The following is a 21,094-nucleotide window of genomic DNA, read 5'->3' as shown; positions in this document are numbered from 1 at the left end:
AGTTTCGTAGGAGGAGCAATAACATGGATTTAAAGCAATACGTAACAACGGTTGAGAACTGGCCGAAAGAAGGTATCAGCTTCAAAGATATTACGACAATTATGGATAACGGTGCTGCATACAAATATGCAACAGATCAAATCGTAAGTTACGCAAAAGAATTAGGTGCTGAAATTGTGGTAGGTCCTGAGGCTCGTGGCTTCATTATCGGATGCCCAGTTGCTTATGCGCTTGAAATTGGTTTTGCACCTGTTCGTAAGCCAGGAAAATTACCACGTGAAGTGATTAGTGCTGACTACGGCCTTGAGTACGGTAAAGATACGTTAACGATGCACAAAGATGCGATTAAACCAGGTCAAAAAGTATTAATCTGTGATGACTTACTTGCGACTGGTGGTACAGTTGAAGCAACAGTACGTTTAGTAGAACAATTAGGTGGTCAAGTTGTTGGCTGCGCATTCCTTATCGAATTAACAGATCTAAATGGTCGTGCAAAACTTGGTGACCTAGACATTAAAACACTTATTCAATATTAATAAATAATTGGATACTAGCTAAATGAATTGGTTGATTGTAATGGAGACTGGATGCCCAGGAAATCTCTTGTCCAGAACGAAAAAACTACTCATTTTGCAGAAAAGCGTCACATTTTTGTGGCGTTTTTTTATTTAGAAAAGATTGTTGCTATTCTACTAACGGTGCAGCATTCCTGTTTGAAGGATGTTCGAGGTCTTGAAAGAAAAGGAGCCCTCTAGTATGATGCATGAGTGTCAACGACCATTGACCCATCATCAAACAAGGAGGACTCCTTTATGCATTTTAAATGGAATAATAAAATTAATCAAGTTACTGAAAATACACTCGTCGTTGGCATGGATATTGCCAAGCATATTCATTACGCATGCTTTGTCGATGAACGCGGGCGAGTAATAGAAAAGACTTTTGCCGTACATCAATCGAAAGAAGGCTTTGAAAACTTGTATGGAAAGATCCTTCAAACGATGAAGGAAGCTAATAAAACTGAAGTAATAATAGGGATTGAGCCTACAGGCCACTACTGGATGAACTTAGCCTATTTCTTAGATCAATACGGAATCCCACTTGTCATGGTGAATCCAATGCACGTAAGACGTTCGAAAGAACTAGATGATAACTTACCGACAAAGCACGATAAAAAAGATGCACTAGTCATCGCTCGCTTATTAAAGGATGGACGTTTCAGCTATCCACGTATATTGAAAGACATTGAAGCTGAGCTTCGTATTGGTTCTACTCTTCGTTCAAAATTGACGGAGGATTTGGCTAGTATCAAAAACCGAATCATTCGTTGGCTTGATCGCTACTTTCCTGAGTTTACTCAAGTTTTTCCTAATTTCGGGAAGATGGCACTTGCAACACTAGAAATGACGCCATTACCAAAAGATATTAAAGAGAAAACAGCTGACGAGCTGGTCTTTCTTTACCGACAGGTAAAGGGAATGAGAGCCCCACAGTTACCGAAAGCCAAGCTTCTTATTGAAGCCGCGAAAAACTCTATCGGACTGACAGAAGGAACACAGATGGCCCAACATGAAATCGCCACGCTCTTACGTCAGTATCGGTTATTAGAAGCCGAAATTGAAACTATAAATAATCAATTAGCAGAAATGGTACAAACGACAATGGAATATGAAATACTGGCTTCAGTTCCTGGTTTAGGAGATGCGACAATAGTTGATTTACTATCAGAAGTAGGAAGTTTCTCACTTTATGAAAATCCACGCCAACTTATTAAACTAGCGGGATTAACATTACGTGAAAGCTCGTCTGGTCAACATAAGGGACAAAAACATATCTCTAAACGAGGACGAAAGAAGCTTAGAAACACTTTATTTAAAGTAATAGTACCGCTAATTCGTCATAATGAAGCATTCAAACAGCTTCATAAATACTACACAACGCGACAACAAAATCCCTTAAGGGGAAATCAGTCAATGGTGATACTCTGTGGTAAATTACTGAAGGTATTACATGGCATATGCAAAAAGAAAGTCTTTTTTAACGAGCAACATATGATGAATGACCTCTACTGTCTCGCAGAGGCAGCGTAATCAATTCTTTCATCGAACTATAAAAAAAGGATGACACGGAGAAGCCAGCAAAATAACTAAACTCAGACTATGAGTCTCCGGTGCAGCATAGCAGGCCTCTGCCTTATGAATAGACCGAACGAAGGAATGTAAGCGCAAATGACGCTAAGAGATATGGGAGGGTACGTCGTCATAAGTATCGCAGAGATCCATTGTGCATCACATAGTGGATTAAAAAGCTAATGATTTCCATTAGTTTTAGCGAAGCGTACACTCGGATTGTAAATTATAACTATAAATTAAAAATACTGTTCATAAATCAAGTGGAAAAATATTTTTTCTTCATCACGAAATGGTGGAAACCGTTGATACATCAATATTTATAGAGGGAGTTTAGTTGAAGAGTGTTGTTTAACTTGTTGTTCAACAATCGGGCAATTTTATTGAATAACATTCTTTTATTATGTTACCAACGAAGGTTTGGGAACAATTTAATTACAATTTATGTCTATATTGAAAAAGGGAGGTGTCATTATGTGGTTAATATTAGGTTTTATTGCTATAGTAGCAACTTTTATAAATCTTTATATGTATACAACAGGTAAAGATTATAAACTTGCGATGGCAATGGGGTTATCATTTACAGCATTGACACTCTGTGCAGAACATAGCCTTGTATCTAATTGGGTAAAAGTTGAAGATTGGGCGGCTTTATTGGATGTTGTACCTACTATGGAAAAGGCGTTATGGTTTCTGACAATTGTTTCTATCTTACTAAATATAGTACCTATACTTTTAGAATTAAAAAATAAAAAATAATTTCTTATTGGGATTCATACGGCATTTCAACATTAAGAGCAAAAAGTCCTCAAATCTCGCTTTGGGGACTTTGAGTTTCAGCATTTTAATATGTGATTGTGTAAAATTTTGGATTATTTATTATTTTCACAGGGTATTTTATATACTAAAACGCACTTGAATTAACACAAGGTTTATTGTTATCTTTGTAGAATCTAATTACTATAATAAATTGCGGTGAAATTCAATTATATAAAGGGAGTGTAAAGGTGGACCTATTACTTTGGATAACTATTGGTTTCATAATAATTGGATTTGTTGTTCTCACTTCTATGAAAAAAGATATGGAAAGTAAGGTCGCTTTTATAAAATCAAATATGGAAGACGAGGAAAATTCATCAAAAGCTAAATCTGTAATTTGGTGGATATGGAGTACCACTGCTTGGGGGATAGTGAGTATGTTTCTTGTTGTTTGGTGTTTTCATAATCACTTTGGATAACTGTTGGCTTCAAATGTGCTTAAAAAAACAGGTACATTTGTATTAATTGTCTGAAGTATTACTGTAATGTCTATTCTTGAATAATAAATACTATATACATTATAAATTCAATAAACGTTCCCAAATGAAAGTTTTGGGACGAAATAAAACACTTAAAACGTTGTCATACCAATGTATTAAGTGTTTTTCTGTATTTCATTCATATACACCTTTTTATGCACTATCGTTTGAACTTAGATACAACAAAGCTTTGAATGCTGTTCAAAAGTCAGCGGATTCCTTAATGTTATAAATCAACCTTTTCTTTTAACATAGCCTTTTTCTTTATTCAACTAAACCAGCTAATAGATTGTCAATAAAAATCTTTTAAATTAAAAAACACTTCATGCTATACTAAAAAGCGCAACCCAAATAACCCTCCGAATTCAATTTGGAAGGTTATTGTTGTATTTGAAAATACTGTCACTACATGATTTCTTGGAATGGTGTTTTCGTTTTCAAAATCGCATAAATCCAATGTAAAAGCTTATTTGCACAAGCAATAATGGCTACTTTATATGGCTTTCCTTCCTCACGTTTTAAATCGTAGAAGGCTCGTAATCGCTTATTTCGTGCGATAGTTTCAGGTGTTGTTTTCTTTTTCCGACTATCTCGAATAGAACAACGAACAGCTGTATAAAGCATGTGGCGAAGCCGAGCCGCGTTTAGTAATGTGATTTTTCGTGCCTTTAAAGCGACCGGATTCAAACACACTGGGATCTAGTCCTGCAAATGCTACTAATTTTTTCGGATGATTAAACCGATCAATTTCTCCGATTTCTGAAATAATCGTTGCAGCGATTTTTTCACCAATACCGGGAATTGATTGGAGTAATTCATATTCTTCAAGTTGTGCCGCTAACTCATCAATCTCACGCTCCAACGTAGAAAGTTGTTGGTGGTACACTTGAAGTAAATCAATATAGATATTCAAACTGACTAGAAGACTTTGATAAAGAGTTGATTGAAATGGATTGCGTTCTGCAGCTCCGATTAATTTTTCCGATCTTTCAAGCGCCCAATTAAACGAACGTGCTTTGCAATGTGTATCAATGAATTGTGCGATCTCTTCTACACCTGCTTCTTTAACTGATTCAGAAGTAGGGTAAGCTTGTAAAGTTTTTATGGAAATCTCAGCGTATAAATCGCCAAAAACTCCTTTATACTCTGGGAATATTTGATCTAATACGGCTTGAAATTGAAGCTTTGTTTGAATCATAATTCCCGTCATATTTTCATGTTGCCTTGTTAGATGCCGAAGGTTTAATAATTGAACACCACGCTTTTTCTGAGGCGCTAAATCCTCTTTGTAATACAGTTCGCCTAAGTGATAAGCATCAATGGCATCTGTTTTGGTTTTTCGCAAGCTAGAACTTTTTGCTCGGTAAGATACCAGTGGATTTACGATAATGGCAATGTATTCTCTTGCTTCTAAAAACTGTACAACTGGGGCATGATAGTGACCCGTTGATTCCAAAACAACAGGTGGCTTCATTCCTGTTTGACGCTCTAAATCTAATAAATAAGAGTGTAACTCTTCCAATCCATCCACCGTATGATCAACTTTCACGCTGCTTTTATAGGGCATTTTTTTTATCCAAGAACATTTGAACCTGACTTTCACCTTTTGCGACATCCAGACCAACTACTGGATTCATAGTTTATCTCCTCCTCAGGTAGTGTATTGACCGGTAACCTCTATCTAGCTTGTTATTCATATCTTCGCTTGTTATACGAGATCGTAATGTCCCAACCAGCCTAATCATGTGTTAACAAGTAGAGGGCGAACAGTTTAGTTGTCGGGATCTAGTCCCACGGGTGCTTCCGTTCGACCCCGGCTACTATCAATCTATAAATTGAATAAAAAATAGTCAACCAGATTTACTCTGGCTGACCTTATAATACGAATGGGTGCTTTAGTTGAATAAGATAGACAATCCAGAAGCAACAATCTTTGAGAAAACAGCCATTTATAAAAAGATTATTTGATAAAGTAAGTATTACAAACATTAATGCTTGTGAAATGGATGATTGTAGTGGAGACGGAGCGGCTCCTTGGGGATCAGCAATCGAGGAACGAAGGCTAAAACCATCACATTCTGTGATAACGCCTTCATGACCAACATCGTGTTGGCTCGAGACCCTGCAGCGAAACGGCTTATATGACGCCCCCAGGAAGCTCTGCCCTGTGCGAAAGCGAAGCGTCAGCAACAAAGCGCTCAGTCGGAACGGAAATCAACTTCTCATTTTGCCGATGAGCCATATTTTAATTAATACGACACCTTAATTTCATTTAAGTACTAGTTATCACAACATGAAGTTGAAGCCAATATTATAACGGCTTCAACTTTTTTGTTTAAATCTAAAATGGTAAATTTTTTTTGACATTGTTCAAACAAAAGTTTATAATGTAAACAAATATAATAAAAGGTGATGCTATGAATGAAAGGGAACAGGCGGTCCTTGCTTTAATTCGCCAGAATCCGTTTATGTCTCAGCAAGAGATGGCAGATAAGATGAAACTATCTCGACCAGTCCTTGCTAATTTAGTGTCGAGCTTAACGAAGCAGGGGAAAATTGTAGGTCGTGCATATATTTTGCCTGAGGAAAATGAAGTTATTTGTATCGGTGGAGCTAATCTCGACCGAAAGTTTCATGTCAAAGGGAATGTCCAATTCGGTACGTCCAATCCTGCTAGCTCTTCATTTAGTGTAGGTGGTGTTGGACGAAACATTGCTGAAAACTTAGGCAGATTAAATCATCAAGTAACATTGCTAACTACCGCTGGCAAAGATGCTGATTGGCAAGTAATCCATGAAGCGTCAGAGCCATTTATGAATTTACGTTATGTAGAGCAGTTACCTGACGCTTCGACGGGTTCCTATACTGCGGTCATGGATGAGCAGGGCGAGCTAGCATTAGCGGTAGCAAACATGGAAGTATATGATCTTTTATTGCCAAGTTTGCTAAAAAAACATGAGGCAATGCTAATGAATGCGGGTTGCTTTATTATGGACTTAAACTGTCCAAAGGAAACAGTGGCTTACATACAGCAGGTTGCGATTGCTCGTGATATTCCATTTGTCATCGTACCGGTATCTTCGCCAAAAATGAATCGATTACCGGATACGTTGCAAGGTGTAACATGGTTTATTTGTAACACAGATGAAGCAGAGACGATCGTAGGTCATAAAATCGGAAACTCTGCACACTACGAAAAGGCTTTACAGCAACTTCTTAAATTAGGTGCAGAGCATGTCATTATTACAGCTGGTAGTAAGGGTGTGTATGCAGCTTCTACTACAACGAAGCCAAGTCATTTCGCAGCTAAAGTTATAGAAAAAATTGAAGATGTGACAGGTGCAGGTGATGCCTTTGTCAGTGCAGTAATCCATAGCTGGCTTACTGGCAAATCCTTTGCAACATGTATTGATGCAGGCTTAACGAATGCCAAAAATACACTTGCATCGCCATATACCGTAAGACCTGAGCTATCAGTTGATTTGTTAAACAGTGAAATGGAGGAATAACAACATGAAAGAATTCATCGTATTATCAGAAGAAGTAAAAGCAGGACAAGCGAAAGGTTTACCAATCGTAGCATTAGAATCAACAATTATTTCTCACGGAATGCCATATCCACAAAATGTAAAAACTGCACGAGAAGTAGAACAAATTATTCGTGATAATGGTGCAGTACCTGCAACTATTGCGTTAATTGATGGGAAAATCAAAATCGGTTTATCAGATGAAGAACTTGAAATGTTCGGTAATTCACAAGGTGTAGCAAAAGCATCTCGTCGTGACTTGGGCTATCTTTTAGCAACAAAAAAATTAGGAGCGACAACTGTAGCTGCAACAATGATTTGTGCGGAGCTAGCTGATATCGAAATTTTTGTAACTGGCGGTATCGGTGGCGTACACCGTGGTGCTGAAACAACAATGGATATTTCAGCGGATTTAGAAGAGTTAGCACAAACAAATGTTGCTGTAATTTGTGCGGGTGCTAAGTCCATTTTAGATATTGGTTTAACTTTAGAATACCTTGAAACAAAAGGTGTGCCAGTCGTTGGATACGGTACTGATGAACTGCCAGCATTCTACACACGTCAAAGCGGATTTGATGTAAACTTCAAGATTGATACGCCAGAGGAAGTGGCAGAAATGCTACGTGCAAAATGGCAATTAGGCTTAAAAGGTGGAGCAGTCATTGCTAACCCAATCCCAGAGTCTGAAGCACTTGAACATTCATTCATTACAGAAATCATTGAAAAAGCTCTAGTAGAAGCAGAAGAAAACGGAATTCAAGGTAAAAACGTAACACCATTCTTACTTGGAAAAGTTAAAGAATTAACAGAAGGTAAAAGCCTTGATGCCAATATTGCATTAGTAAAAAATAATGCAGTAGTTGGGTCGAAAATTGCTGTAGCGTATAATAAATTAAACTCATAAACTTTTGTACAGAAAAAGAGACTTTTTGCGAAATATAAAATTCGCAAAGGGTCTTTTTATTCATTTGAGGGGATATTTTCCCAGTTTTCACATTGTTCACGAGAATAACTAAACAAAATGACACAGTTACTTTACAATAGCCCATTAAATTTTATACAATTAAGTTTATATCTAATCTGAAAAATTTGACGAGCAAGGTGGACATGTTATGGCGAAAGAGCAAATTTTGACTCCCGAGGACGTTTTTGAGTTAGTCAAATCCTACATGAATGATGAAAATGTCGCATTCGTGAAAAAAGCATATGAATTAGCAAGGGATGCCCATATTGAGCAATTCCGAAGCTCAGGTGAACCGTATATTATTCACCCAGTGCAAGTAGCTGGTATTTTAGCTGAATTACAAATGGATCCAGAAACAGTTGCGGCTGGTTTTTTACATGATGTTGTCGAGGATACGGATTTTACGCGCGACGACTTAGTTCGTGAATTCGGCGAAGAGGTTGCAATACTTGTAGACGGTGTAACAAAGCTTGGGAAAATTAAATATTTATCTAAAGAAGCGCAACAAGCAGAAAATCATCGAAAAATGTTTGTAGCGATGGCGCAGGATATTCGTGTCATTTTAATTAAACTGGCAGACCGACTACATAATATGCGCACATTAAAGCATTTACCTGCAGAAAAACAACGCCGTATTTCTAAAGAAACACTTGAAATTTTTGCACCACTTGCGCATCGTCTTGGGATTTCGACTGTTAAATGGGAGCTTGAGGATACAGCACTTCGTTATTTAAACCCCCAACAATATTATCGCATTGTCAGTCTTATGAAGAAAAAACGTGATGAGCGTGAAGCATATTTAGACAATGTCATGACTGAAATGAAGTCGCAGCTTACAGAGGTTGAAATTGAAGCGGATATTTATGGTCGCCCAAAACATATTTACAGTATTTATCGTAAAATGGTGTTACAAAAGAAACAATTCAACGAGATTTATGATTTATTAGCCATTCGTGTACTTGTCGATAGTATTAAAGATTGCTATGCCGTACTTGGGATTGTGCATACATTATGGAAGCCGATGCCTGGCCGTTTTAAAGATTATATTGCGATGCCAAAACAAAACCTATACCAATCACTGCATACGACAGTAATCGGTCCTTATGGTGATCCATTAGAAGTACAAATTCGTACGAAGGAAATGCATAAAATTGCAGAGTACGGGATTGCGGCACATTGGGCATATAAAGAAGGTAAAAAAGTTGATAATGAAAAACAAAATGTCGACCAAAAACTAACATGGTTCCGAGAAATTTTAGAATTCCAAAACGAATCATCGAATGCTGAAGAATTTATGGAATCTTTAAAATTTGATTTATTCTCTGATATGGTCTATGTATTCACACCTGAAGGAGATGTCATTGAATTACCGGCGGGCTCTGTACCTATCGACTTCGCATATCGTGTGCATTCAGAAGTCGGAAATCGTACAATTGGCGCGAAAATCAATGGTAAAATGGTGCCGCTTGATACACCGTTAAAAACGGGAGATATTATTGAAATTTTAACTTCAAAGCAATCATTTGGTCCGAGCCGTGATTGGCTGAAAATAGCCCAATCCTCACAGGCCAAAAATAAAATAAAGCAGTTTTTCAAACGACATCTTCGTGAGGAAAATATCATCAAGGGCAAAGAGATGATAGAAAAGGAAATCCGTGCACAAGATTTTGACGTGAAAGAAACAATGTCAGCGGAAAATTTGAAGCGTGTATGCGAAAAATTTAATTATACAAATGAAGAAGATTTATATGCTGCTGTCGGCGTAAATGGTATTACAGCTCAGCAAGTTGCTAATCGTCTAGCGGAAAAGCGCCGCAAAGAGCGTGAACAAGAAGAAGCTCTTGAGAAAATTGAACAAAAAATGAAAAATCCTATTCCTCAAAAACGGACGGAATCGGGCGTTATCGTAAAAGATATAGACAATATGCTTATTCGACTTTCTCGTTGTTGTACGCCAGTTCCTGGAGATGAAATTGTAGGCTTCATTACAAAAGGTAGAGGTGTTTCAGTACACCGTGCAGACTGCCCAAATATCCAAGTAGAAGATGAGCAGGAGCGTTTAATAGAAGTAGAGTGGGAACATGGACTTACTCCAGAGAGAAAAGAATACCCTGTCGATATTGAGGTTTCAGCTTTCGATCGACCAGGTATTTTAAATGAAATCATGCAAATTGTAAGCGAAACGAAAACGAATATTTTAGCAGTAAGTGGTCGTGCAGATCGCGATAAAATGGCAACGATTCATTTAACGATTTCGATTTCAAATATTTCGCATTTGCATAAAGTAGTGGAGCGTATTAAGCAAACACCTGATATATATTCAGTACAACGTGTTATTAACTAATTGATTTCTATATTAAATATGAATAGCTGGGCAGTAGCAACTTTGTTATGTACCGAAAAATGATACTTCTGGTGCATATAATGAGGAATTGAGGTTTTAAAAAATGAAATTAGTTTTACAACGTAGTAAAGCAGCCTCTGTTACGGTTGACGGAAAAGTAACGGGAGCTATTGATAGTGGCTATGTTCTTCTAGTGGGAATTACACACGAGGACACGCAAGAAAATGTTGAATATTTAGCAAAAAAAGTAGCTAATCTCCGCCTATGGGAAGATATTGATGGAAAAATGAATCATTCCATTTTAGAGCATGGAGGGGCTATTTTGTCCGTCTCACAATTTACATTGTATGGGGATGCAAAAAAGGGGAATCGTCCAAGTTTTACAAATGCAGCAAGACCAGAAGTTGCGGAACCGTTATGGGAGGCTTTTAATAATGCCTTACGCGAACACGGTTTACATGTGGAAACAGGAATATTTGGTGCAATGATGGACGTTGCACTTACAAATGATGGGCCAATTACGATACTTCTAGAGTCTAAATAAATGGTACATTTCCTATAATTCCTTCATACATTTAATAGTATGGTTAGTTTTGTAGGAGGGAAGTGTGTTAATGGTGACTCAGGGAGAACGCATATCAAATCCATATTTATACGAAACGCTAAATATGATGATTGGTCAGGCAATAATAGTGCAAACAGATAAAAATATCCATCAAGGGAAATTAATCTCTGTATTACCTGAAAACATTGTTGTAGAGATTAGTCGCACTCCATTGTTCATTCATATGAAGGAAATTGTATGGGTTACGTTGCCAAAGAGGAAAAAATAAGCGCATTAAGGTCTCTATACTCAGAAAATATGAGTTGGAGGCCCTTTTTGTTTTAGTGTGTAACTAGTAGTAAGTGAATGTCGATATTTATTTACAATATAGTGCCAAAACACCGTGTTTTTAGCTGATTTCAGTTCCATCAGCTTATTTACACTTCTAAAAAGAAAACGTCATATTTGTTTGATAATCAAAAATAAGCTGCAAAGGAATGATAACTTTAGGTTCCTTAGCAGCTTATTTATATTGCCTAACGGACAGTAATTTAGTCGCACCGAAAGCGATACGTCATGCAGTCCCAATAATTCAAGTTTCACTTTATTGATTTTCGTTAAAGTAATCTAAAACGCCTTGGTAGATGCCGAGAGTAGCTTGTTCTCGGTATTTAGCGGTTGTAATAACACGTTCCTCACTACCATTACTTAAGTAGCCCAGCTCAATAAGGACAGCTTTTTGACGATTTTCTCGTAGAACTAAATAATTTCCTTGTTGGGTACCACGATTTTTTAAATCGATTTTATTTAAGAGTCCATTATTTATTGCCTCTGCAAGACCTTGTTGATTACTATTCATATAATATGAGGTGAAACCATTAATGGAGCTATCGTCAGTTGCATCATAATGTATACTGATAAAAGCATCTGCCTCATATTGGTGTGCAATTGATACGCGTTTTCGGAGGTCAACATATTCATCTGATTCTCTTGTCATGACAACATTTGCTCCAGCAGCACTCAACTTTGAAGCAAGAAGAGACGCAGTTTTCAACGTAATTTCTTTTTCGTCGGTTCCACGTTGTCCAGTAGTACCGTGATCATTTCCACCATGTCCAGCATCTACAATAATCGTTAACCCATTTAAAGTACCTTTCTTGCGTGGTTTCGATTTTTCCTTTTTTGTAGGAGTAGCAGCTTTGCTTGAAGAAGAAGTCGTAACGACCCAGTTCGCTACAAAAGCAGTTTTGTCATCTATTTGTATTTCATAAAAATCATTTTTAGCGCCTACAATAGGGTAGGTTTCACCGGCGTCTACGCGTTCAACAACATCAGCAACTGTTGATGCATCTGTCCGTAAGTTTGTCCCATTATAAATGATTGTGACAGATTCAAGCTCTGAGGAAGCTGAAGAAGTTTTTGATGCCTTACTTTTTATATTTGAAAAAGTACCATAAAAGCTATAAACCCAACCTGTTTTTTTATTGTTATATTGAATTTGTACCCAGTTATGTTCTTGAGCTAGCACCTTAAAGTCTTGGCCATTTGAAACAGTTCCTATTTTGCTAGCATTTAAGTCTGGTTTTTGGCGCACATTAAGAGCATCCACTAAAACTGTAAATGTTGTATCTTTGTTGACTTTTTTTGTGGATACTTCGACTTTAGGTTCATCAGTTTCAGCGTTTACCTTTTTTTCAGGTAGATCATTTATTGTCACATAGTCAGTGGATACCCAACCAACTAGCCCATTCCAATCTATTTTCGCCCATTCCCCATTTTTTTCAATAAGGTTAGCTTGGTAGCCTGTTGATAATTGTCCAAGAACTGCTGAAGATATGTCAGGCTCAGTACGGATATTTAGACGATCGACTTGTGAAATCAACGTTTGATCAGCCACTTGCTTATCGTCTATCGAAGCGGTTAGCCAGGATGCTACCCAACCTTCGTACTTGCCTACTTTTACTTGTATCCAATCGCCCTCACGACTAATAGAGGTTAATGGGTCACCCTCATCTAATGTCGTAATAATTGGATAAGACAGTCCAGGTCCCTCACGTAAATGAAGAATCGTTCCAGTTACTTTTAAATCACTGGAGTCGGCTAGTGCTCTTTGAACAGAGTGACTTGGAAATGCAAACGTTAGCACTAGTACGAAGATGATTAGAATATGTAAAAGTTTTGTCCTCATCAGATTCCTCCTATTCTTGTTCTATTTTACCATGCTTTTGTAATAGAATTCGTGGGAAAAAGGTAACGGAATTTGTTATTTTAACGAATGTAGTGTAAAAAAAACAAAAACAGTTGACATTGCCTTTTGTAGTGACTAACATAAAGGGTAATCAAAAAATGATTAACCGCTTATGACCAAGCAAGTAGCGAATACCTCTATTGGAGAAGAGAGGGAAAGACCTAGGCTGAAATCTTTCCTACAAAAATGTATAACGTGAATAACACTTGAGAGGCTTTTTTCTGAAAAGTAGTGCTTAGTAGGAAAAAACGGAATCGGCCGTTATCCGATCAGGAGGAGGACGCATGTATTTGATGCGTCAACTAGGGTGGAACCGCGGAAGCTTGTACAGCTCTCGTCCCTTGCATTACGCAAGGAGGCGAGGGCTTTTTTATTGGACAAATTTTAAGGAATTCATACTTAAAATGACAGAAGTTCAGAAGACAGCTTGCTCATAAGCAATTTACAAAGGAGGTATTTCTATGAGTTTTAAAGTGCCACGAGGGACGCAAGATATTTTGCCTGGTCAATCTGAAAAATGGCAGAAGGTAGAAGCGGTTATCCGTGATATTTGCCGTGTCTATCGTTACAACGAAATTCGCACACCAATTTTTGAACAAACAGATTTATTTGCACGTGGTGTAGGTGAAACAACAGATGTTGTTCAAAAGGAAATGTATACATTTGAAGATCGCGGTGGCCGTTCGTTAACATTACGTCCGGAAAATACAGCTGGAGTAGTTCGTTCTTATGTTGAGCATAAAATGTTTGGTGCACCTGATCAGCCAGTAAAGCTTTCATATTTAGGGCCTATGTTCCGCTATGAACGTCAACAAGCAGGGCGCTACCGTCAATTTGTTCAATTTGGAGTAGAGGCCATTGGTTCAGCGGATCCAGCTATCGATGCAGAAGTAATCGCGCTAGCAATGGATGTCTATGGTTCAGCTGGTTTAAAAGATTTACAATTAGTCATTAATTCACTTGGTGACAAAGATACACGTGATACGCACCGTACAGCACTACTACAACACTTCGAACCACATATTCATGAGTTTTGTTCGGATTGCCAAAATCGTCTGCAAAAAAATCCACTACGAATTTTGGACTGTAAGGTAGACCGTGAGCACCCATTAATGAAATCTGCACCAGCACTAACTGATTTCTTAACAGAAGAATCAGCAGCATATTTCGCACAAGTTAAAACGTATTTAGATACGCTGGGAATTTCATATGAGGTTGATCCAAACCTTGTAAGGGGTCTTGATTATTACAATCATACAACTTTTGAAATTATGTCAACGGCTTCTGGCTTTGGAGCGATTACTACACTTTGTGGTGGTGGGCGCTACAATGGCCTTGTACAAGAAATTGGTGGACCAGAAGTACCAGGTATCGGGTTCGCATTAAGTATTGAACGCTTGTTGCTAGCACTTGAAGCAGAAGGTGTTGAATTAGACACAGCATCAGGACTTGATGTCTACATGATTGCTATGGGCGAAGAGGCGAAGCTAAAAACAGTAGAATTAACAAGTACCTTCCGTGCAAAGGGCATTTCTGCTGAGATGGATTATTTAGATCGCAAAATGAAAGCTCAAATGAAATCTGCAGATCGTTTAGGTGCAAAATATACGATTGTTTTAGGTGAAACAGAGCTTGAAGAGCAAGTAGCTACTGTTAAGCATATGGAATCAGGAGAACAACAAAAAGTAGCGTTCTCAGAATTAGTAAATTACCTTTTAAAACAATAAACGAACACAAACTGTTAAAACATAAATTGATTTAATCATTACAGGATTAACTGTCCAAATGATTCAAATATCTACGTCGTTTTGGACAGTTAATTCATTTAACAATGAACGGATATCTAATTTTCCATGGCATCCAATCTCTACTTAGTAGGAAGTGTATGCTACATATTTAAAATAAACGATTCATCATCATAAGTTAGGGATGACATATTGTAAAAACATATGTCAAGTGGATAAGTTGAAACTGGACGCCCGAGTAAAGCGCCAGTCTGAACGGAAATCAACTTTAAGTTATGGTGATGAGCAAATAAATTTTGGAGGAATTTAATAAATGGCAACAAGAACACATGCTAGTAACGAGCTTTCAGAAGCATTACAAGGTGAAAAAGTCGTATTAAAAGGTTGGGTACAACGTCGTCGCGACCTAGGTGGTTTAATTTTCATTGATTTACGTGACCGTACTGGAATCACACAGGTAGTGTTTAGCCCTGATGTAGCAGAAGCACATGCTTTAGCTGATAAAGTACGTAGTGAATATGTAATTGAAGTAGAAGGAACAGTGATCCTTCGTTCAGAAGACCAAATCAACCCAAATGTACCGAACGGTAAAATTGAAGTAGAAGCAACAAAATTAATCGTCATTAATACAGCAAAAACAACACCATTCCAAATTGAAGATCGCACAGACGTATCTGAAGATTTACGTTTAAAATATCGTTATCTTGACCTACGTCGTCCGGTTATGTTTGATACATTCAAAATGCGTTCTGACGTTACGCGTACAATTCGAAATTTCTTACAAAACGAAGGCTTCTTAGAAGTAGAAACACCAATTTTAACAAAATCATCTCCAGAAGGGGCTCGTGACTATTTAGTACCATCACGTGTTCATGAAGGTGAATTTTATGCATTACCACAATCACCACAGCTATTTAAGCAATTATTAATGGTATCAGGTTTTGAAAAATACTTCCAAATCGCACGTTGCTTCCGTGATGAAGACCTACGTGCTGACCGTCAACCAGAGTTTACACAAGTTGACATTGAAACAAGCTTTTTAACGCAAGAAGAAATTATTGAAATGAACGAACGCTTAATCCAAGCGGTTATGAAAGAAGTAAAAGGAATTGATATCCCTGCTCCATTCCAACAAATGAAATATCAAGAAGCAATGGATCGTTACGGTTCTGATAAACCAGACGTACGTTTTGGTTTAGAGCTTGTTGATTTAAATGCCATTTTTGATGGCTGTGATTTCAAAGTATTTGCTGATACAGTGGCACAAGGCAAACAAGTAAAGAGTATTAACATTAAAGGTGCAGCAGATAAATACTCCCGTAAAGACATGGACGAGCTAACAAAATTTGTTGGGATTTACGGAGCAAAAGGTCTTGCTTGGTTAAAAGTAACCGAAGAAGGCTTAAACGGACCGATTGCAAAATTCTTTGACGATGGATTAGCAGCTGCTTTAATCGAACGTATGAAAGCGGAAGTGGGCGATATTTTAGTATTTGTAGCTGATCAAGCGTCTGTTGTAGCAGCTTCATTAGGTGCCCTTCGTACGAGATTAGGTCAAGAATTAGGCTTAATAGATGAATCACAATTTGCGTTCCTATGGATTACAGATTGGCCATTATTAGAGTACTCTGAAGAAGATGGTCGCTATAAAGCAGCACACCATCCATTCACACGTCCATTTGACGAAGATATTCAATTAATGGAAACTGATCCTTCTGCAGTCCGCGCACAAGCATACGATATCGTATTAAATGGTTATGAGCTTGGTGGAGGTTCATTACGTATTTATGAGCGTGAATTACAAGAAAAAATGTTTAATTTACTTGGTTTCACAGAAGAAGAAGCAAGAGCTCAATTTGGCTACTTATTAGAAGCATTTGAATATGGTGTACCACCACATGGAGGTCTTGCATTTGGTCTTGACCGCTTCGTAATGCTACTTGCTGGCCGCACTAACTTACGTGACACAATTGCATTCCCGAAAACGGCAAGTGCTAGCTGCTTAATGACAAACGCACCTAGTGAAGTGTCTCCTGATCAATTGAGCGAGCTAAGCTTAGCCATCAAACCATTCAGAAAATAATTTGTACTTCTAAATACCTGGATTCCCTAGCGAAATTTGTTGGGAATCTAGGTATTTTTTGCGTTTTCACAAGAATACAGATTTTTTTAAAGAAAATAGTTTGAATTATCAGAAATATAATGTTATTATAACTGTAATACGAATCCTGATGTGTTTGTCTAATTGCTAGCTCTACTTAACAGTTTTGACCGAACACTATAGAATCGGGAGCCTTCATTTTGTAGTCGCAAACAAGCCCCATGCGGAGCGGGACGTTTAAAGCTGCAAAGCGGGCACCCCCCTGCGAAATGCGGGTTCAAAACGAATGTTTCTTGGCATAACGGCACAATCGGGATTCGTCATACATAGTTATTAAGCAAAAAAGGAGCATTTAAATAGCTCCTTTTTTAGTGTTATTCAAAAACACTAGAAGCAGAACAAAAAAATTAGAGGAGTACTGGCGATGATCCTTGGCTTAAAAAAGAATGAAGTGAAAATCGTACCATATAATAGTGAATGGAAAAATGAATTTATGCGAACTCGTTCCGAGATTATCAAACATACAAATGTCCATTTTGATCGTATTCAACATATTGGTAGTACATCGATTGAGGGAATTCAGGCAAAGCCAGTCATTGATATTGTAATGGGCGTGGATGATATTAATAATATTTCAGATCCATTTTTAAAAGCAATGAAAAAAGCTGGTTTTTATAGACTGCGTGTAGAAAGACCAGCAGAAATTGTATTTGCAAAATTTACAGACGATACATTCGAAATCAAAACACATTTTGTACACTTAGTAAATTATGAAGGAGAAAAATGGAGTGATTTACTGTTTTTTAAAGATTATTTAAATGAAAATGAATCAATTAAAAGACAGTATGAAAAGTTAAAATTAAATTTCCTTAACAGCAATTTACAAGGAATAGATAAATATACATCGTATAAAGAGCAATTTGTACAATCGGTTTGTTCAATTAATGAAAGGAAAATTGAATGATATTTATAAAGACATATGCTTTTGTATAAGTTGATCTTCGTTCCGGACGGGCGACTCCGGGGCTCATCGGACGCCCCCAGCCGGAACGGAAGTCACCCCCACGCTACAATGATTTAGCTTAAAAATTTAGAAAATACGAAAAAATCACTTTTTATTTTTGGTAAAGCGTCATATAATTGGTATAGACAACTATACCGAATAAAAAAGTTGCCTGTAGCTTCAGTCAAGCTCCTCAAAAAACGCTAGGGGTGATCTATTGAAGGATACACTTTTAATTTCCAACGTTACGATCGTCAATTATGATGAAGCGCCGTTTAAGGGAGACATTCACATTGATGATGGTAAGATTATTAACATAAGTCATAACTTATCTGATAAAGCTGAGCAGTATATAGATGGCAAAGATAATAATTGGTTCCTGTTACCTGGCTATATTGATATGCACATACATGGCTCTGCCGGGCATGACGTGATGGATGCTACGCAATTAGCACTGCATCAAATGGCACGCTCTTTAGTTCAGGAAGGCGTGACAGGCTTCCTTGCTACTACAATGACGCAATCTATAGAAGCAATTGAAAGCGCTTTAGCGAATGTTGGTCAATTTGAAAATAATGAGGATGAGGCAAGCTTATTAGGTATACATGTTGAGGGACCATATATATCAAAAAAACGGGCAGGCGCACAACTAATAGAATACATTATTTTACCGTCTACGGAGCAATTTGCATACTGGCATAAAGTAAGTAAGCAACGCATTAAACAAGTTACCTTTGCCCCTGAGGTAGAAGGCGGTTTTCCGTTTATTGAATCGTTAAAGGATTTAAATGTTATTGCTTCGATTGGCCATTCTGACGCTTCCATGGAAGAGGTGGATCGGGCAGTAGTATTGGGAGTAAGGCAAGCTACACATTTATATAACCAAATGCGCCCTTTCCATCATCGCAATCCAGGTGTCGTTGGTGCAGTTCTTTTAGATGATCTAGTAAAGACTGAAATTATTGCAGATTTCGTGCATAGTCATCCTCAAGCTATTAAGCTAGCGTATCGTATAAAAGGCGCGAAAGGTATTATTTTAATTACCGATGCGATACGGGCAAAGGGCTTACATCACGGTGATTATGATTTAGGTGGTCAAACCGTTCATGTTTCTAAGGCTGGCGCCCATTTATCTAATGGGGCTTTAGCTGGGAGTGTACTAACGATGGAACAAGCAGTGAAAAATATGAAAGCAATCACCAATTGCTCATTGCAGGAAATTGTCGCAATGTCCTCTACGAATGCTGCTAAGCAATTACAACTTGCAACGAAAGGTCGTATTGCAGAAGGCTATGATGCAGATTTTGTATTACTTGATGAAAATTTAAATGTACAAAAAACTATTTGTCGGGGTAAAGTTGTATTTGAGAAATGAAAGTAAAGAGGCGATAAGGATGGTACAAGGTTTGTTAGATAAAAATTCTCATATACCTATTTATATACAAATAGAAGAGATCATTAAACAACGTATTTATTTAGAAGAATACAAAATCGGTGAAAATATACCTTCTGAGCGAGAGCTTTCTACGCAGTTTGATGTTAGTAGAATGACTGTGCGTCAATCTATCACAAATTTAGTCAATAGCGGATTGCTGTATCGTGAAAAAGGTAGAGGTACGTATGTCGCTAATCCAAAATTAGAACAACCGTTAAAAGGATTAACAAGTTTCACAGAAGATATGCGGGCTAGAGGGATGGAACCAAGCAGTAAAGTTTTACGCTTTGAGAAAATCGTACCACCAGTTGATATTGCTAGAGATCTCATGTTAGAGCCTGGTGAAGAGGTATTCTTCGTTGTACGAATTCGTAGTGCTGATGCCAAGCCAATGGCCATTGAAAGAACATATATTCCAGTAAAAATATATCCTGAATTAGATGAAAAGAAAATAATGGGGTCATTATACGCGTTAATTGAGGCAAAGTTCCATCAGAAAATTGGAAACGCTATTCAGCAAATGGAGGCAGCCATTGTACTAAAAGAAGATAGTAAATTTTTACAAATTAATCATACTGCACCGGTGTTAATTATTAAACGTACAAGTTATTTATCTGATGGAGTTCCGTTTGAGCTTGTGCGAAGTACTTACCGAGCTGATCGATACAAATTCATTAGTGAAATTAAAAGGTGATCTTATGGATGCATATTTTCTAGAAATTCAAAAGATAATGCAGGTCGTCAAAGAGCAAGAATATCCACAAATAAAAGAAGCCGCACAATTAATTGTACAAAGGCTTCAACGCGGAGGAATCGTCCAATTATTTGGTTGTGGCCATTCGCATCTTTTAGCGCAGGACGCATTTTATCGCGCGGGAGGGCTTGTACCTGTACGCCCTATAATTATTGAACCTTTAACATTGCATGCAGGAGCAATGACATCATCAAAAAATGAAAAGGACCCGACGATCATTGAACAGTATAAAGATCATTTTGATTTTCATGAAAATGATGTTTGCATTGTTATTTCAACATCTGGGAGAAATCAAGCACCTATAGATGTAGCATTTTTAGCGAAAGAAGCGGGAGTACTTGTCATGTCTCTGCAATCTCTTACTTATTTCGAACAACCGACACGTCATCAAAGTGGGAAGCGCTTAGAGGATGTTGTAGATAGAGTGATCAATACGCATATACCAATAGGAGATGGTTTACTGCATCTTAACGACATACAGTATGCCCCATCCTCTACAGTTATTGGTTCAATTATATTAAATATATTATTTAGTGAAGTCATTGAGATCATAGCTATATCTGACGAAGTATTACCCGTTTTTAAAAGCAATAATGTTGACTCGGATTCGTCTCATAATGAGTCTATGATTGCCTATTATCAACATCGAATTAAATTTAAATGACAAGCGGAGGGATATCTATGAAGAAAACATATAAAATAACAGCGCCGGAAGGACTACATGCTAGACCGGCAGCTTTACTTGTAACAGCAGTCACACCATTTGAGTGTGATGTACAGTTAACTTATAAAGAGAAATCAGTCAATTTAAAATCAATTATGGGTGTTATGGCACAAGGAGTAGCACCCGGAAGCATTGTAGAAATTTCAGCAGATGGGCCTGATGCTGAGAAACTTTTTCAAACAGTAACAGAATTAATTGTTTCTAAAGGAATTGGAGAAGAATACTAAACATAAAAGGCATTGTTGTCTCTCAGGGCAAACTATAAAGATTCAAGATAA

The 21,094-nt window shown here is 37.5% G+C and carries 18 protein-coding genes, 1 other RNA gene, 1 pseudogene and 1 other annotated feature; of the genes and pseudogenes, 18 read left to right on the top strand and 2 right to left on the bottom strand.

The features are described from left to right. The first annotated feature begins 23 nt into the window (after positions 1 to 23). The 4 genes from AC3WSO_RS17630 to AC3WSO_RS17615 all read left to right on the top strand — a co-directional run bounded on the left by AC3WSO_RS17630 (position 24) and on the right by AC3WSO_RS17615 (position 3,367). On the top strand, positions 24 to 536 hold the full coding sequence (locus AC3WSO_RS17630; protein WP_492532617.1) for an adenine phosphoribosyltransferase: 513 nt from the start codon (positions 24 to 26) through the stop codon (positions 534 to 536). A gap of 276 nt (positions 537 to 812) precedes the next feature. After that, the gene (locus AC3WSO_RS17625) at positions 813 to 2,090 is read left to right on the top strand and encodes an IS110 family RNA-guided transposase (protein WP_492532616.1); all 1,278 of its coding nucleotides are present in this window, start codon (positions 813 to 815) and stop codon (positions 2,088 to 2,090) included. A 513-nt stretch (positions 2,091 to 2,603) separates the two neighbouring features. Continuing rightward, complete coding sequence (locus AC3WSO_RS17620; RefSeq protein ID WP_492532614.1) at positions 2,604 to 2,888, top strand: hypothetical protein; 285 nt, start codon at positions 2,604 to 2,606, stop codon at positions 2,886 to 2,888. A gap of 248 nt (positions 2,889 to 3,136) precedes the next feature. Next, positions 3,137 to 3,367, top strand: coding sequence for a hypothetical protein (locus AC3WSO_RS17615; protein WP_492532613.1), 231 nt, complete (start codon positions 3,137 to 3,139; stop codon positions 3,365 to 3,367). 465 nt (positions 3,368 to 3,832) lie between these two features. Here AC3WSO_RS17615 and AC3WSO_RS17610 read toward each other — a convergent pair. Next, a pseudogene (locus AC3WSO_RS17610) lies at positions 3,833 to 5,064 on the bottom strand (IS110 family RNA-guided transposase). A 296-nt stretch (positions 5,065 to 5,360) separates the two neighbouring features. Between AC3WSO_RS17610 and AC3WSO_RS17605 the strand changes: the two are divergent. The 6 genes from AC3WSO_RS17605 to AC3WSO_RS17580 all read left to right on the top strand — a co-directional run bounded on the left by AC3WSO_RS17605 (position 5,361) and on the right by AC3WSO_RS17580 (position 11,095). Further along, a complete protein-coding gene (locus AC3WSO_RS17605) occupies positions 5,361 to 5,525 on the top strand; it encodes a hypothetical protein (protein WP_492532611.1) in 165 nt (54 codons plus the stop codon). Positions 5,526 to 5,844: 319 nt separating this feature from the next. Beyond that, positions 5,845 to 6,936 (top strand): carbohydrate kinase, encoded by a 1,092-nt coding sequence (locus AC3WSO_RS17600; RefSeq protein ID WP_492532610.1) that lies wholly within the window; start codon positions 5,845 to 5,847, stop codon positions 6,934 to 6,936. Positions 6,937 to 6,940: 4 nt separating this feature from the next. Then, a complete protein-coding gene (locus tag AC3WSO_RS17595) occupies positions 6,941 to 7,858 on the top strand; it encodes a pseudouridine-5'-phosphate glycosidase (protein ID WP_079562818.1) in 918 nt (305 codons plus the stop codon). A gap of 208 nt (positions 7,859 to 8,066) precedes the next feature. Beyond that, positions 8,067 to 10,262 carry a RelA/SpoT family protein gene (locus AC3WSO_RS17590; protein WP_079562819.1) on the top strand — a complete coding sequence of 732 codons (2,196 nt, stop codon included), beginning with the start codon at positions 8,067 to 8,069 and terminating at the stop codon, positions 10,260 to 10,262. 103 nt (positions 10,263 to 10,365) lie between these two features. Continuing rightward, positions 10,366 to 10,806 (top strand): D-aminoacyl-tRNA deacylase, encoded by a 441-nt coding sequence (dtd, locus tag AC3WSO_RS17585; RefSeq protein WP_492532608.1) that lies wholly within the window; start codon positions 10,366 to 10,368, stop codon positions 10,804 to 10,806. 70 nt (positions 10,807 to 10,876) lie between these two features. Beyond that, positions 10,877 to 11,095, top strand: coding sequence for a DUF2642 domain-containing protein (locus AC3WSO_RS17580; RefSeq protein ID WP_492532606.1), 219 nt, complete (start codon positions 10,877 to 10,879; stop codon positions 11,093 to 11,095). Between the two features lie 315 nt (positions 11,096 to 11,410). On the opposite strand, the gene AC3WSO_RS17575 is transcribed toward AC3WSO_RS17580, so the two are convergent. Then, entirely contained in the window at positions 11,411 to 12,994 is a 1,584-nt protein-coding gene (locus tag AC3WSO_RS17575; RefSeq protein WP_492532604.1) for an N-acetylmuramoyl-L-alanine amidase family protein, read from the bottom strand. Between the two features lie 163 nt (positions 12,995 to 13,157). Continuing rightward, positions 13,158 to 13,399, top strand: a binding site (T-box leader). Between the two features lie 116 nt (positions 13,400 to 13,515). On the opposite strand from AC3WSO_RS17575, the gene hisS reads away from it, so the two are divergent. From hisS to AC3WSO_RS17535, 8 genes are all read left to right on the top strand, one after another. Continuing rightward, positions 13,516 to 14,781 (top strand): histidine--tRNA ligase, encoded by a 1,266-nt coding sequence (gene hisS / locus AC3WSO_RS17570; protein WP_492532602.1) that lies wholly within the window; start codon positions 13,516 to 13,518, stop codon positions 14,779 to 14,781. Positions 14,782 to 15,112: 331 nt separating this feature from the next. Beyond that, on the top strand, positions 15,113 to 16,882 hold the full coding sequence (aspS, locus tag AC3WSO_RS17565) for an aspartate--tRNA ligase (RefSeq protein WP_492532600.1): 1,770 nt from the start codon (positions 15,113 to 15,115) through the stop codon (positions 16,880 to 16,882). A 139-nt stretch (positions 16,883 to 17,021) separates the two neighbouring features. Further along, positions 17,022 to 17,221, top strand: a non-coding RNA gene (gene ssrS, locus AC3WSO_RS17560) — 6S RNA. A 103-nt stretch (positions 17,222 to 17,324) separates the two neighbouring features. After that, positions 17,325 to 17,864 (top strand): GrpB family protein, encoded by a 540-nt coding sequence (locus AC3WSO_RS17555; protein WP_492532598.1) that lies wholly within the window; start codon positions 17,325 to 17,327, stop codon positions 17,862 to 17,864. A 256-nt stretch (positions 17,865 to 18,120) separates the two neighbouring features. Next, entirely contained in the window at positions 18,121 to 19,278 is a 1,158-nt protein-coding gene (nagA, locus tag AC3WSO_RS17550) for an N-acetylglucosamine-6-phosphate deacetylase (RefSeq protein WP_492532597.1), read from the top strand. 31 nt (positions 19,279 to 19,309) lie between these two features. After that, entirely contained in the window at positions 19,310 to 20,032 is a 723-nt protein-coding gene (locus AC3WSO_RS17545; RefSeq protein ID WP_492534405.1) for a GntR family transcriptional regulator, read from the top strand. Positions 20,033 to 20,036: 4 nt separating this feature from the next. Continuing rightward, entirely contained in the window at positions 20,037 to 20,756 is a 720-nt protein-coding gene (locus AC3WSO_RS17540; RefSeq protein WP_492532595.1) for a sugar isomerase domain-containing protein, read from the top strand. Positions 20,757 to 20,773: 17 nt separating this feature from the next. Then, positions 20,774 to 21,043 (top strand): HPr family phosphocarrier protein, encoded by a 270-nt coding sequence (locus tag AC3WSO_RS17535; protein ID WP_197145025.1) that lies wholly within the window; start codon positions 20,774 to 20,776, stop codon positions 21,041 to 21,043. Positions 21,044 to 21,094: the final 51 nt, after the last annotated feature.

The sequence above is a fragment of the Lysinibacillus sp. EB106-09-02-XG168 genome (genome assembly GCF_058791475.1).
The sequence above is the reverse complement of the archived record's forward strand: the minus strand, read 5'-3'. Positions and strand labels throughout refer to the sequence as shown.

Coding starts and splice junctions, on each gene's coding strand:
- AC3WSO_RS17575 (WP_492532604.1), bottom strand. CDS start 12,994: ATGAGGACAAAACTTTTACATATTCTAATCATCTTCGTACTAGTGCTA.
- AC3WSO_RS17580 (WP_492532606.1), top strand. CDS start 10,877: ATGGTGACTCAGGGAGAACGCATATCAAATCCATATTTATACGAAACG.
- dtd (WP_492532608.1), top strand. CDS start 10,366: ATGAAATTAGTTTTACAACGTAGTAAAGCAGCCTCTGTTACGGTTGAC.
- AC3WSO_RS17600 (WP_492532610.1), top strand. CDS start 5,845: ATGAATGAAAGGGAACAGGCGGTCCTTGCTTTAATTCGCCAGAATCCG.
- AC3WSO_RS17630 (WP_492532617.1), top strand. CDS start 24: ATGGATTTAAAGCAATACGTAACAACGGTTGAGAACTGGCCGAAAGAA.
- AC3WSO_RS17625 (WP_492532616.1), top strand. CDS start 813: ATGCATTTTAAATGGAATAATAAAATTAATCAAGTTACTGAAAATACA.
- AC3WSO_RS17620 (WP_492532614.1), top strand. CDS start 2,604: ATGTGGTTAATATTAGGTTTTATTGCTATAGTAGCAACTTTTATAAAT.
- AC3WSO_RS17595 (WP_079562818.1), top strand. CDS start 6,941: ATGAAAGAATTCATCGTATTATCAGAAGAAGTAAAAGCAGGACAAGCG.
- AC3WSO_RS17535 (WP_197145025.1), top strand. CDS start 20,774: ATGAAGAAAACATATAAAATAACAGCGCCGGAAGGACTACATGCTAGA.
- AC3WSO_RS17555 (WP_492532598.1), top strand. CDS start 17,325: ATGATCCTTGGCTTAAAAAAGAATGAAGTGAAAATCGTACCATATAAT.
- hisS (WP_492532602.1), top strand. CDS start 13,516: ATGAGTTTTAAAGTGCCACGAGGGACGCAAGATATTTTGCCTGGTCAA.
- AC3WSO_RS17540 (WP_492532595.1), top strand. CDS start 20,037: ATGGATGCATATTTTCTAGAAATTCAAAAGATAATGCAGGTCGTCAAA.
- AC3WSO_RS17590 (WP_079562819.1), top strand. CDS start 8,067: ATGGCGAAAGAGCAAATTTTGACTCCCGAGGACGTTTTTGAGTTAGTC.
- aspS (WP_492532600.1), top strand. CDS start 15,113: ATGGCAACAAGAACACATGCTAGTAACGAGCTTTCAGAAGCATTACAA.